General features: G+C 38.9%; 12 protein-coding genes. 9 read left to right on the top strand and 3 right to left on the bottom strand.

Annotation, left to right across the window (positions count from 1 at the left end; genetic code table 11):
* Positions 1-14: 14 nt before the first annotated feature.
* The gene (gcvH, locus tag H1225_RS10325; protein WP_006533681.1) at positions 15-407 is read left to right on the top strand and encodes a glycine cleavage system protein GcvH; all 393 of its coding nucleotides are present in this window, start codon (positions 15-17) and stop codon (positions 405-407) included.
* A gap of 134 nt (positions 408-541) precedes the next feature.
* Entirely contained in the window at positions 542-3418 is a 2877-nt protein-coding gene (gcvP, locus tag H1225_RS10320) for an aminomethyl-transferring glycine dehydrogenase (protein ID WP_109847775.1), read from the top strand.
* A 68-nt stretch (positions 3419-3486) separates the two neighbouring features.
* Here gcvP and H1225_RS10315 read toward each other — a convergent pair whose 3' ends face one another.
* The gene (locus H1225_RS10315; RefSeq protein WP_109399790.1) at positions 3487-4089 is read right to left on the bottom strand and encodes an HD domain-containing protein; all 603 of its coding nucleotides are present in this window, start codon (positions 4087-4089) and stop codon (positions 3487-3489) included.
* Between the two features lie 31 nt (positions 4090-4120).
* Positions 4121-5107 carry a tRNA-modifying protein YgfZ gene (ygfZ, locus tag H1225_RS10310; RefSeq protein ID WP_161669506.1) on the bottom strand — a complete coding sequence of 329 codons (987 nt, stop codon included), beginning with the start codon at positions 5105-5107 and terminating at the stop codon, positions 4121-4123.
* A 264-nt stretch (positions 5108-5371) separates the two neighbouring features.
* On the opposite strand from ygfZ, the gene sdhE reads away from it, so the two are divergent.
* Both sdhE and H1225_RS10300 read left to right on the top strand, forming a co-directional pair.
* The gene (gene sdhE / locus H1225_RS10305; protein ID WP_072063493.1) at positions 5372-5647 is read left to right on the top strand and encodes an FAD assembly factor SdhE; all 276 of its coding nucleotides are present in this window, start codon (positions 5372-5374) and stop codon (positions 5645-5647) included.
* 475 nt (positions 5648-6122) lie between these two features.
* Complete coding sequence (locus H1225_RS10300; RefSeq protein ID WP_109847773.1) at positions 6123-6530, top strand: protein YgfX; 408 nt, start codon at positions 6123-6125, stop codon at positions 6528-6530.
* 16 nt (positions 6531-6546) lie between these two features.
* Here the strand turns inward: H1225_RS10300 and fldB are convergent, their stop codons facing one another.
* Positions 6547-7065: a flavodoxin FldB gene (fldB, locus tag H1225_RS10295; protein ID WP_072063492.1), complete on the bottom strand. Its 519-nt coding sequence runs from the start codon at positions 7063-7065 to the stop codon at positions 6547-6549.
* A 108-nt stretch (positions 7066-7173) separates the two neighbouring features.
* Here fldB and xerD point away from each other — a divergent pair, with 108 nt between their 5' ends.
* The 5 genes from xerD (at position 7174) to lysS (ending at position 13389) form a co-directional block, all read left to right on the top strand.
* Positions 7174-8112, top strand: a complete 939-nt coding sequence (xerD, locus tag H1225_RS10290) for a site-specific tyrosine recombinase XerD (protein ID WP_006533672.1) — start codon at positions 7174-7176, stop codon at positions 8110-8112.
* Between the two features lie 33 nt (positions 8113-8145).
* Positions 8146-8853: a bifunctional protein-disulfide isomerase/oxidoreductase DsbC gene (dsbC, locus tag H1225_RS10285; protein WP_109847772.1), complete on the top strand. Its 708-nt coding sequence runs from the start codon at positions 8146-8148 to the stop codon at positions 8851-8853.
* A gap of 9 nt (positions 8854-8862) precedes the next feature.
* Entirely contained in the window at positions 8863-10596 is a 1734-nt protein-coding gene (gene recJ / locus H1225_RS10280) for a single-stranded-DNA-specific exonuclease RecJ (RefSeq protein ID WP_239739109.1), read from the top strand.
* A 171-nt stretch (positions 10597-10767) separates the two neighbouring features.
* Positions 10768-11866, top strand: a protein-coding gene (gene prfB / locus H1225_RS10275; RefSeq protein WP_109399795.1) for a peptide chain release factor 2 whose coding sequence is annotated in 2 segments (ribosomal slippage) — positions 10768-10842 and positions 10844-11866 — 1098 coding nt in all. Because the reading frame shifts where the segments join, the coding sequence is not laid out codon by codon here.
* 8 nt (positions 11867-11874) lie between these two features.
* Positions 11875-13389 (top strand): lysine--tRNA ligase, encoded by a 1515-nt coding sequence (lysS, locus tag H1225_RS10270; protein ID WP_109399796.1) that lies wholly within the window; start codon positions 11875-11877, stop codon positions 13387-13389.
* The last annotated feature ends 62 nt before the right edge of the window (positions 13390-13451 follow it).

The raw sequence follows: 13451 nt of genomic DNA, 5'->3' as shown, positions 1-13451 counted from the left end.
GGAGAGTAAGGTCAATGAGTCAAATACCTAGTGAATTAAAATACGCGCAGTCTCATGAGTGGATCCGTTCAGAAGGTAATGGTGAATACACTATCGGTATTACTGAACATGCACAGGAATTATTAGGTGACATGGTGTTTGTTGATCTACCTGAAGTGGGTAGAGAAGTGGCAGCAGGTGATGATTGTGCAGTCGCGGAATCAGTAAAAGCTGCATCAGATATCTATTCACCATTATCGGGTGAAATTATCGCAGTAAATGAAGAGTTAGATGGTTCTCCAGAGCTGGTAAACAGCGCGCCTTACGGAGAAGGTTGGCTATTTCGCATTAAAGCAAATAATGAAAGTGAATTAGATGACCTACTTGATGCTGCTGGTTATCAAGAATTGGTAGATAGCGAAGAGTAAACCGAAGCGCCCCGTCAAATTAATGTCGGGGCGTTTTCATTTGTTAGCTTGTTATCGTAATGCTGTCTTAACGCGCTTTAAGCCGTGTGCTATTTACCTATCCATATCATAGTGAATTCAGGAAATTACTTGCAATGACACAGACTTTAAATCAGTTAGAGTATCGCGATGAATTTATTCGTCGCCATATTGGTTCATCACCAGAACAGATTAAAGAGATGCTCAGTGCTGTTGGCGTCTCCTCATTAAATGAATTAACTCAAAAAATTGTTCCAGATAATATTCAATTAGAAACACCACCGAATGTGGGTGCTGGGGCAACAGAGCAAGAAGCCTTAGCTGAATTGAAAGCGATCGCTAGCCAAAATAAACGCTTTACTTCTTATATTGGAATGGGGTACGCGCCTTCTGTATTACCGCCTGTGATTTTGCGTAATTTATTAGAAAATCCGGGTTGGTATACCGCTTATACACCGTATCAGCCAGAAGTATCTCAAGGTCGTTTAGAATCATTACTGAATTTCCAACAGGTGACAATCGATTATACAGGAATGGATCTCGCCTCTGCATCATTGCTAGATGAAGCAACGGCTGCAGCTGAAGCAATGGCGATGGCAAAACGTGTAAGCAAACTAAAAAATGCAGATCGTTTCTTTGTCGCTGATGATATTCATCCTCAAACCTTAGATGTTGTCAGAACTCGTGCAGATACCTTTGGCTTTGATGTTGTTGTTGATAAAGCTGAGAAAGTATTGGAACTTGAAGGTGTTTTTGGTGTGCTATTACAACAAGTCGGCACAACGGGTGAAGTTCATGATTACAGTAAGTTATTGGCTGAACTGAAAGAACGCAAAATCATTACTAGTGTTGCTGCCGATTTAATGGCGCTGGTGGTATTAACAGCACCGGGTCATCAAGGCGCTGATATCGTATTAGGTTCAGCACAACGGTTTGGTGTACCGATGGGATATGGTGGCCCTCATGCAGCATTCTTTGCTTGTCGTGATGAATATAAACGAGCAATGCCAGGGCGTATTATTGGGGTATCTCGTGATGCTGCGGGTAATCGGGCATTACGCATGGCAATGCAAACGCGTGAACAGCATATTCGTCGTGAAAAAGCCAACTCCAATATCTGTACATCTCAAGTTTTGCTTGCCAACATTGCTGCTATGTATGCGGTTTATCATGGGCCAGAAGGATTAAAAACTATCGCTCAACGTATTCATCGTTTAACGGATATTTTGGCGGCGGGTTTACAGCAAAATGGCATGGCCTTACGCCATCAAACTTGGTTTGATACCTTAACAGTTGAAACTGCAGATAAAGCCGCTGTATTACAACGTGCAAAAGACGCTGAAATTAACTTGCGCACTGATATTGTGGGTGCCGTTGGTGTCACATTAAGCGAGATTACAACTCGTGAAGATGTATTAAAGCTAGTTGAAATTATCAGTGGTAAAGCATTGGTGGGTGATATTGATACACTTGATAAACAAGTCGCTTCATCTTCAGCATCTATTCCCGCATCTATGCAACGTAAAGACACTGTGCTGACACATGAAAACTTTCATCAGTATCACAGTGAAACAGAAATGATGCGCTATATGCATCGTTTGGAAAATAAAGACTTAGCATTGAATCAAGCGATGATCCCATTAGGATCATGTACGATGAAACTTAATGCTGCAGCTGAAATGATCCCTATTACATGGCCTGAATTTACAGAGCTACATCCATTCTGCCCAGCTTATCAAGCGAAAGGTTATCAGGTCATGATTGGGCAATTGGCTAATTGGCTTGCTGCATTAACCGGTTATGATGCAATGTGTATGCAACCAAACTCGGGTGCTCAAGGTGAATATGCAGGTTTATTAGCTATTCGTCGTTATCACCAAAGTCGTGGGGAAGGAACGCGACATATCTGTTTGATCCCAAGTTCAGCTCATGGTACTAACCCTGCTTCTGCTCATATGGCGGGAATGACGGTAGTGGTGGTGGGATGTGATGATAACGGCAATATTGATATTGCAGACTTAAAAGCTAAAGCAGAAAAACATCAAGCTGAACTCTCTTGTGTAATGGTGACATACCCATCAACGCATGGTGTTTATGAAGAAGGTATTCGTGAAGTTTGTGAAATCATTCATCAATATGGCGGACAAGTTTATCTTGATGGTGCCAATATGAATGCGCAAGTGGGGATCACAACACCGGGCTTTATTGGCTCTGATGTTTCTCACTTAAACTTACATAAAACTTTCTGTATTCCTCATGGCGGTGGTGGCCCAGGTATGGGACCTATTGGTGTGAAATCACACTTAGCACCATTTGTACCGGGACATTCTGTTGTTGAAATGGAGAATGTCACCACACAAGGCGCGGTTTCTGCAGCCCAATTTGGTAGCGCTTCAATACTCCCCATTAGTTGGATGTATATTCGTATGATGGGGTCTCAAGGGCTTAAACAAGCAAGCCAAGTGGCAATCTTAAATGCGAATTATATCGCGCAACGTCTGAAAAATGACTATGACATTCTTTATGCTGGCGCTGATGGTTATGTCGCACATGAATGTATTATCGATATTCGTCCATTAAAAGCGAATTACGGTATCAGTGAAATGGATGTGGCTAAGCGTTTAATTGACTATGGATTTCACGCTCCAACCATGTCATTCCCTGTTGCGGGTACATTGATGATTGAGCCGACAGAATCAGAAAGCAAAGTGGAAATTGATCGCTTTATTGAAGCTCTGCTTTCTATTCGGGCTGAAATTGCACAGGTAGATAAAGGTGTATGGCCAATTGATGACAATCCATTAGTTAATGCACCTCATACACAATATGAATTAGTGCAAGAGTGGTCACACGGTTATAGCCGAGAGTGTGCTGTATTCCCAAGTGAAGCAACGAAACAAAACAAATATTGGCCTGCGGTTAAACGTCTGGATGATGTGTATGGCGACCGCCATTTACATTGTTCATGTGCGCCAATTAGTGATTATGAATAAGCTTTAATCTAACAATATTCCTAAATTAAATACCGATGGTTAAGTTAGCCATCGGTATTTTTTTGTTGTTACTTCAACCAGCCTTTTTTCTGCGCCTCTAATAATTGAGGGTAGAGATATTGCCAAAATTCTGGCCACTGTTTTTCAATAAACAGATTGCGCGCTAATACTTGTTCTAAGCGGATATTATTTTCTACCCAACTTTGACCTTCATTATGTAAATTCATCAGCATTGGCATGGTGCGATCAAGAATATTAGCGAACTGAGACTCGGGTGTTTCAGCAGCATCATATTCCAACCATAAATTGAGGAAATATTCACTTTGTGGGGAGGGTAATAAAGCAAAAATGCGTCTTGCCGCTTTTTGCTCGTGTTCTTTGATAGCTTCACGTGCCGCAACGTCATACACCATAACGTCGCCAGCGTCGATTTCAACGATATCGTGGACTAAAGCTAATTGAATAGCACGCCCCATATCAATATCGCCCGCATAAGGTTGGAAACTCATTGCAGCAACCGCAAAATGCCAGCTATGTTCTGCTGTATTTTCAGAACGGCTATTGTCTAATACATTATTTTTACGATAAACACGTTTAAGTTTATCTAACTCCATAATAAAGTTAATCGTATCAGAGAAGGGGCCAAATGCGCCTTTAGGTAATTGTGTCATAAAAATCCGTATTGGTTATGATAAATAAGAATTACTCTTCTTCTAAAGAATAAGGCAGTGGTTTAATGGATAAACGACTGGTGCTATCGCCTTGAACTCGAAATACACTATCGAACTCCATATCGTTATTCATAACAACTTCAGCCAAAATAGTATTATCAGCCATACGTACAGCGCTTAATACAGTGCCCGTTTTACGCCATTTATCTTCACCCAATTGCCACTCAATGCTACCTCCGATCTCAGGTAACTCAGTACCACCACCTGATAACAGATACATTGCACGTTTATTGGCGCCTCTAAATTTCGCACGAGACACCATCTCTTGCCCTGTATAACAACCTTTTTTAAAGCAGATGCTCAGTGGCAATGCTTGTAGGTTTGTTGCTTGCGGTAAGAATTGCTCAATATTTGGAGTATCAATAATAGGATATCCAGCCTCAATATCTAAAGCTAACCATTGCTCACTATTACTGGTTTCTGCTTTTAATGTTGCTACAAGATTTTTTGCTGTTTCTTCATCAGTTACGATTAAAAAGCGTTCGGTAGGTAAAGGCAGTTGAAGAATATAAGTATTATCGTGATTAACGACTTCGTTTGCTTTACGAGGGATATTTGGAAAGTAATCAGCTAATGCAAGAGCTGCACCTTGTCCAGCTAATCCTAATAAAACGCTATCTGTATTTTCAGCTAGGGTTACTTTTGAGAATACGGCATATTTTTTTAATTCGGCAAGTTGTTTTTGTGCGACATTTTTACGCAGAATATAAGCAAAACCTTCTTGCTGGTGGAATAAGCGAAGTGTGCTCCACATTTTACCTTTTGCTTCACAGTGTGCAGCCAATGTATGTGTCGTTGTTGGAAGTGCTGCAATATCCGTTGTTAATTGACCTTGTAGATACTTTTCACTGTCAGCACCTGTTGCTGTTATTAGTGACCATTCATCTAAAGAAACCAGTGTTAATGGCAAATTGATTGCTGCATGAGGGCGTTTAGCCTGAATAGAATTTTGAGTCATGATGTCACCAGCTATTAAATTAATCAGATACATCGGTTATGGTAAAAGAGTGACAAGACAATGCAAGTCATTATTATTTTTAACGCACAGAAAATGAACTTGATAAATAACAAATGAATGTGTGTTCAATAGGTTGCCTATGAGACTAAACATGCAAACTGTGATCATTTTGATGTTAAAAATTTTGCGATAAGACTATCATCAATGCTAGGAAGAAATAGTGGTATTTCTTGATTTGAACAATGTAAAGAGCAGAGTATGACTATCGATATAGAGAATAAAGCACGAATTAACTGGGCATGTCGTCGTGGAATGCGTGAACTAGATATTTCTATCATGCCTTTTTTCGAGAATGAGTACGATACGCTATCTGATAACGATAAAGCACTTTTTGTTCGTTTACTAGAGTGTGCAGATCCTGATTTATTTAACTGGTTAATGAATCATGGACGCCCTGATGATGATGAGCTCTATTATATGGTGAAATTAATTCAAGATCGCAATAAAGCTAGGATGGCGGAAATCGTTGATAAATATTAATAAAAAAAACGTATAAAATCAGCGATAGGCTAAATAATAATTTTTTGTTGATTATAAATGACGCTTTTATTATCTCATAAAGGCGTTTTTTTATTTTTATATAAAAAATAATATTATTCATGTTCTAAAATGTGATGAAATAAAAAACAGGTTTGCGATAAAAATGCGTGTTATCTCTATAAATTATCGTTTAAATGATTTTTTTTCACGATTATCTTCTGGATATTTAGTCGATCGGGTATGCTTATTTTATTAAAACAGCAATTAAAAAAGAATAAAAATTACGTACTTATTATTAAATTATGTTTTTTAAACACAGATTAAATAGAAAAATTAACAATTAATAATCAAGCTAAAATATAAGATAAACTATTTGCAAGGTTAAGAAGGAAGTTACATTATAAATAGGTTGGTTTTTTATTATCTTTAACTTATTTCTATCTATATAGAATTATAGCAGGAGTGAATATAACTCGTGATTTTATGGAAATCGCACCTCACAGTATCATGGTTCACTCAACTCTTCTCAACGGTTGCTTATGTTGCCTTTGTGATAGCTTTACTGTTGTATCCATGGCCACCTGATTTTATTTATGTTTGGGTGCCATTGTTACTTCTCCTGATAAGCAGTTGGTATTTCACACAAAAGAATATTAGCCGTATCAAAGGAGATTTTATTTTACTAAATGGCAATCGAATTCAATGGAAACTACATGAATGGCAAATAACGAAACGTCCTTGGATAAGCCGTTTTGGCACTCGAATAACATTGACTTCTATTCTAAATAAAAAGCAAATCACGTTATGGGTTGCATTTGATAGTATGACTGAAAATGAGTGGCGTAACTTCTCTCAGTTATTAATGCAATATCCAGATATTTAATATCTGGATATTAAATTTATAAGTTTTCTTCTATTTCACGTAGAATTTGCATACACCATTGTGATAAACGTTCATCAGTCTCTTCAAACTGGTTGACGTCATCTAATGCAAGACCAACAAAATGTTTGCCATCATCTGATAAAGGTTTGGGGCTGATAAATTCATATCCATCGACAGGCCAGAAACCAATAAATTTAACACCACTTGGTAATAAATGATGATAGAGCATACCCAGCGCATCAAGAAACCATTCGCTGTAATCGACTTGGTCACCCATTCCATACATGGCAATAAGTTTATTTTTTAAATTTAATGTTGGCAATGTTTCCCAAATATTGAGCCAATCTTCTTGGATCTCGCCAAAATCCCAAGTGGGAATACCTAAAATAAGGATGTCATATTGCTCCATAAGCGTGATATCACACTCTTGAACATTATGAAGATCAACGAACTCTTCACCGAGAATATCACGAATTTTTTCTGCTGCCATTTCGGTGTAACAGGTACTGGAACCGTAAAATAGACCAATTTTCATAAAGGTTTCTAGGATATTTTTGCCAATAAAGGTCACTATTGTACCAGAAAAATTTTTTTATAAGGCATAATGTAAAGGCGATAAGCTAAAGAGAGGGAGAGTCAGACTGTGTCACAAACCAAATTATCGATAAAAAAGACAACTCAGATCAATGAAGATACAGATATTATCATTGAACAATTTCTCGACAATATTTGGTTAGAGCAAGGCTTATCCGCAAATACGCTTAGCTCTTATCGCTTAGACTTGCAAGCATTAGGGCAATGGCTTGCACATCATCAATTAGATTGGTTGTCAGTCTCTACTTTGGATTTGCAATCTTTTCTCGCGACGCGTTTAGATGAAGGTTATAAAGCCAGCAGTGCAGCTCGATTACTCAGTACAATGCGTCGGTTATTCCAATATTTATATCGTGAAAAATTACGTTTAGACGATCCTAGCGCATTGCTTTCAACCCCTAAGCTTCCTAAGCGTTTACCAAAAGATTTAAGCGAGCAACAAGTTGATGATTTACTCAATGCCCCTTGTATTGATGAACCATTAGAATTACGTGATAAAGCAATGCTTGAAGTGCTTTATGCCTGTGGGCTTCGTGTGTCTGAATTAGTGGGGTTATCTCTTTCTGATATCAGCTTACGGCAAGGTGTATTAAGAGTGATCGGTAAGGGCGATAAAGAACGACTAGTCCCTTTAGGGGAAGAGGCTATTTACTGGTTAGAACAATATCTGCAATATGGAAGACCCACTTTAATGCAAGGAAAAACAGACGATATTGTTTTTCCTAGCCTAAGAGGGCAGAAAATGACACGACAAACTTTCTGGCATCGGATAAAACATTATGCTGTGATTGCTGGAATTGATACTGAAAAGTTATCACCCCATGTGTTGCGCCATGCATTTGCAACACATCTTTTAAATCATGGAGCAGACTTGCGTGTTGTACAGATGTTATTGGGGCACAGTGACCTCTCTACAACACAGATTTATACCCATGTTGCAACAGAGCGCTTGAAAGTGCTTCATCAGCAACATCATCCAAGGGGATAGCCATCAACACGCTGGCATTAAATAGGAATTTAAATGAAAAAGAAATTACGCTGGTTGCCAATACTATTAAGCATGGTGTCAATGCCTGTGCTTGCTGACAATGCTTCTATTGAAGCGCAATTGGCTAAAATGCAAATTAAAGCAGAAAGCATTCAACCAACCCCGATTGTTGGATTAAATGCGGTGTTATCAGATAAAGGTATTTTTTACATTACTGACGATGGTAAATATCTAACAGCAGGCCCTATTTATAATATCAGCAGCGGTGAGCCTGTTAGTATTGCCAATCAAGTTATTATGAAAAAAGTAGATTCACTTAAAAATGAAATGATCGTTTATAAAGCGCGTAATGAACGCCATGTGATCACCATTTTTACTGATATTAGTTGTCCTTACTGTCAAAAACTTCACCAAGAAGTCCCTGAGCTGAATAAACAGGGGATAACGGTCCGTTATTTAGCATTTCCTCGTAATGGTGTTGGCAATAATATTGTGAGTAAAGAAATGAATGCGGTGTGGTGTAGCGGTTTCCCTAATAAATCGTTAGACAGTGCATTTAAAGGTGACAAAATTATTCCCATTGATGAATGTAAAAAAATCAATATTAATGAACATTTTAAATTAGGCACCATGATAGGAATTCAAGGCACACCTGCTATTGTGTTACCTAATGCGAGTATTTATGGTGGATATATTTCTGCTCAAAACCTTATTGAATTATTAGATAAAAAAGAGAAGTAATCACGTTTTATGGTCACTATTGAACCGACACTACGTCGTCGAATTGCACAGGCAACTCAATTGCCGGATAACTTAGATCCTTTATTACGACAGATTTATGCTAATCGCGGAATAACATCCGAAGTTCAACTAGAACGATCGTTAAAAGGCTTACTTCATTACCAAACATTAACAGGAATTAAAACGGCAATTTCATTACTCATTGAGGCTTTAAAACAGCAATCTCGTATCGTGATTGTTGGTGATTTTGATGCTGATGGTGCAACCAGTACAGCATTGGCTATCAAAGCATTACGCCAAATGGGATTTAAGCAAGTAAGCTATCATATTCCTAATCGTTTTGATGATGGTTATGGCTTAAGCCCTCAAGTTGTTCATGATGTTGCAAAAAAAGGGGTTGATCTCATTATTACTGTTGATAATGGTATTTCCTCTTTTGAAGGGGTGGAAACTGCCCATGAATACGGTATTCGAGTTCTAATAACAGATCACCATTTGCCGGGACAAACATTACCTGCTGCTGATGCGATTATTAACCCTAATCTTTCTGATTGTCCTTTTTTATCTAAAGCATTAGCGGGCGTTGGTGTTACGTTCTATTTAATGACGGCATTAAGAGCTGAATTAGAAAAACAAGGTTGGTTTGAGCAACAAAACTTGCCTCGCCCCAATATGGCGGATTTTCTCGATTTAGTAGCGCTAGGTACTGTGGCAGATGTTGTTCCTCTAGATGAAAATAATCGTATTTTTGTTTATGAAGGATTACGCCGAATTAGAGCGGGTCGTTGTTGCGTAGGGATAAAGGCACTTACGGAAGTTTCTCGTAAAGAGCTCTCTCAATTGGTTAGTAGTGACTTAGGTTTTTCTTTAGGGCCTCGCTTAAACGCAGCTGGGCGTCTTGATGATATGTCTGTGGGTGTCGCTTTACTTTTAACCGATAATATTGGCTCTGCGCGTGAAATTGCTAATGAACTTGATGGCTTAAATCAAACTCGTCGTGAAATTGAAGCGGGTATGCAAGAAGAAGCCTCCACTATTTTCCGTCAATTTATGGGCACTCAACATGACTTGCCGAATGGTTTAGCAATTTATCATCCTGAATGGCATCAAGGTGTTGTGGGGATTTTAGCGTCTCGCATTAAAGAAAAATTACATCGCCCTGTTATTGCTTTTGCCCCTAGCGGGGATGGTCTATTAAAAGGCTCAGGTCGTTCAATCAGTGGGGTACATCTCAGGGATGCGTTAGAGCGATTAAATACATTAAACCCAGGTCTGATGCTCAAATTTGGTGGGCATGCAATGGCGGCAGGACTTTCACTTGAAGAAGATAAATTCCCGCTATTTCAGCGTCATTTTTCCTCTTTAATGTCTGAATTGGTTTCTGACGAGCAGTTGCAAGGTATTATTTTATCTGATGGTGAACTAACGGAAAATCAATTATCGCTACCTATCGCTGAAATGCTAAGAGAAGCAGGCCCATGGGGGCAAGCTTTTCCTGAGCCATTATTTGATGGCAAATTTACGTTATTGCAACAGCGTATTGTAGGTAGTAAGCATTTAAAAATGATGCTTCAGCCAGTAAATAGTCATCTTATGATTGATGCTATAGCATTTAATGTTGATATCAATATTTGGCCTGATAACAGTATTAAAACCGTTGAGTTAGCTTATCGATTAGATGTGAATGAATTTAGAGGGCAAAGAAATGCGCAACTGCTTGTTGAGCACATTTGGCCTTGTTAATACGAATAATTTAAGCAATTTATTGTGATATAAAGTAAAACGTTGTTATGACAACAACTATTGAGTAGACAATTGTATATAAATGCTATAAACCCGTGGATATATCCGTTACAATATGCGGTTCAAAATTTATTCCAATTGTTTTTGAAAACAACATAAAGACGAAAAAGCATGTTTGAAATCAACCCAGTAAAACACCAAATTGAAGAAGTCTCTGAAAGAACACATGTTCTCAGGGGGTATCTTTGACTATGATGCCAAGAAAGAGCGTTTAGAAGAAGTTAACGCTGAATTAGAACAACCTGATGTGTGGAATGAGCCAGAAAGGGCGCAAGCATTGGGAAAAGAGCGTTCATCTCTTGAGGCTATCGTAGAAACTATCGACCAATTAGACCAAGGATTAGAAGACGTTTCTGGTTTACTTGAATTAGCGGTTGAAGCTGATGATGAAGAGACATTTAACGAAGCCATTGCTGAATTAGATGTGTTAAATAAAAAGCTTGAGCAATTAGAATTCCGTCGCATGTTCTCTGGTGAATATGACAGTGCGGATTGCTACCTTGATTTACAAGCTGGCTCTGGTGGTACAGAAGCACAAGATTGGGCAAGTATGCTGATGCGTATGTACTTACGTTGGGCTGAATCAAGAGGCTTTAAAACTGAAATTATTGAAGAATCTGACGGTGATGTTGCAGGATTAAAATCAGCGACTATCAAAATTATTGGTGAGTACGCTTATGGTTGGTTACGTACAGAAACAGGCGTTCATCGCCTAGTTCGTAAAAGCCCATTTGACTCCGGTGGCCGTCGCCATACCTCATTTAGCTCTGCCTTTATTTACCCTGAAGTTGATGACAATATTGATATTGAAATCAACCCAGCTGATTTACGTATTGACGTTTATCGTGCTTCAGGTGCGGGTGGACAGCACGTCAACAAAACAGAATCTGCGGTTCGTATTACCCACGTTCCTACAGGTCTTGTCACTCAATGCCAAAACGATCGCTCTCAGCATAAGAACAAAGATCAGGCAATGAAGCAGATGAAAGCGAAGTTATACGAGCTGGAAATGCAGAAGAAAAATGCAGACAAGCAAGTAATGGAAGATAACAAGTCCGATATTGGCTGGGGTAGTCAAATTCGTTCTTATGTTCTTGATGATTCACGTATTAAAGATTTACGTACTGGTGTGGAAACGCGTAATACACAAGCAGTATTAGACGGTGATCTTGATAAATTTATTGAAGCTAGCTTAAAAGCGGGCCTGTGAGGAAAAACATGTCGCAACAGCAACAAGGTGCGGAGCAGGCACCTGATTTAAATAACGAACTGCAAACACGTCGCGAAAAATTATCCGCTTTACGTGATAATGGTAACGCATTCCCAAATGATTTCCGCAGAGATTCTCTGTCTAACGAATTACATCAAAAGTATGATGCAATGAGTGCAGAAGAGTTAGAAGCAGCGAATGTGGAAGTTGCTATTGCAGGTCGTATGATGACTCGCCGCATTATGGGCAAGGCATCTTTCGCTACATTGCAAGACATGGGGGGGCGCATCCAGCTTTATGTTTCTCGTGATGATTTGCCAGAAGGTATCTACAACGAGCAATTTAAAAAATGGGATCTTGGCGATATCTTAGGTGCTCGTGGGCGAGTTTTCAAAACGAAAACTGGTGAATTAAGTGTTCACTGTACAGAAGTACGTTTATTAACTAAAGCATTGCGCCCATTACCGGATAAATTCCACGGTTTAGCTGACCAAGAAATGCGTTATCGTCAGCGTTATTTAGATCTAATTTCTAACGAGGAATCACGTAAAACTTTCCAAATTCGTTCACAAGTTATGGCGGGTATTCGTCAATTTATGGTGAACAAAGGCTTTATGGAAGTTGAAACGCCGATGATGCAAACCATTCCTGGTGGAGCAAGTGCGCGTCCGTTTATTACTCACCATAATGCGTTAGATATTGATATGTATCTGCGTATTGCACCTGAACTATATTTAAAGCGTTTAGTTGTGGGTGGCTTTGATCGCGTATTCGAAATCAACCGTAATTTCCGTAATGAAGGTGTATCACCACGCCATAACCCAGAGTTCACTATGATGGAACTCTATATGGCGTATGCAGATTACCGTGACTTAATTGAATTAACGGAAGAATTATTCCGTACATTAACTGAAAATGTATTGGGTTCTTCGTTAGTGAAATACGGCGACCAAGAGTTTGATTTTGGCAAACCATTTGCCAAATTAACCATGAAAGAAGCTATCTGCAAATATCGTCCAGAAACGGTAATGGCTGATCTTGATGATATGGATAAGGCAGTTGCTATTGCTCAATCTATTGGTATTAAGATTGAGAAAAGCTGGGGCTTAGGCCGTGTTCAGTGTGAAATTTTTGAAGAAGTTGCAGAAAGTCACTTAATTCAGCCAACTTTTATCATTGAATATCCGGCAGAAGTTTCACCATTAGCTCGTCGTAACGACGATAATCCATTTATCACTGACCGCTTCGAATTCTTTATTGGTGGTCGTGAAATTGGTAATGGTTTCTCAGAACTTAATGATGCACAAGACCAAGCCGAACGTTTTGAAGATCAAGTTCGTCAAAAAGAAGCCGGTGATGCAGAAGCGATGTTCTTTGACCATGACTATATTACGGCATTAGAACATGGATTACCGCCAACAGCAGGTTTAGGTATTGGTATTGACCGTATGGTAATGTTATTTACTGATAGTCATACTATCCGTGATGTCATTTTATTCCCAGCAATGCGTCCTAATAAATAATTGTTATTCTAATTAAAGAATCGCAATTAATTGAAAGCCACCGATAGGTGGCTTTTTTATGT

The sequence above is a fragment of the Proteus penneri genome (assembly GCF_022369495.1).
GTDB classification, from domain to species: Bacteria; Pseudomonadota; Gammaproteobacteria; order Enterobacterales; family Enterobacteriaceae; genus Proteus; species Proteus penneri.
The sequence above is the reverse complement of the archived record's forward strand: the minus strand, read 5'-3'. Positions and strand labels throughout refer to the sequence as shown.

Excerpts from the sequence above, each read along its gene's own strand:
- gcvH (WP_006533681.1), top strand. The coding sequence starts at position 15 with ATGAGTCAAATACCTAGTGAATTAAAATACGCGCAGTCTCATGAGTGG.
- gcvP (WP_109847775.1), top strand. The coding sequence starts at position 542 with ATGACACAGACTTTAAATCAGTTAGAGTATCGCGATGAATTTATTCGT.
- H1225_RS10315 (WP_109399790.1), bottom strand. The coding sequence starts at position 4,089 with ATGACACAATTACCTAAAGGCGCATTTGGCCCCTTCTCTGATACGATT.
- ygfZ (WP_161669506.1), bottom strand. The coding sequence starts at position 5,107 with ATGACTCAAAATTCTATTCAGGCTAAACGCCCTCATGCAGCAATCAAT.
- fldB (WP_072063492.1), bottom strand. The coding sequence starts at position 7,065 with ATGAAAATTGGTCTATTTTACGGTTCCAGTACCTGTTACACCGAAATG.
- dsbC (WP_109847772.1), top strand. The coding sequence starts at position 8,146 with ATGAAAAAGAAATTACGCTGGTTGCCAATACTATTAAGCATGGTGTCA.
- recJ (WP_239739109.1), top strand. The coding sequence starts at position 8,863 with ATGGTCACTATTGAACCGACACTACGTCGTCGAATTGCACAGGCAACT.
- lysS (WP_109399796.1), top strand. The coding sequence starts at position 11,875 with ATGTCGCAACAGCAACAAGGTGCGGAGCAGGCACCTGATTTAAATAAC.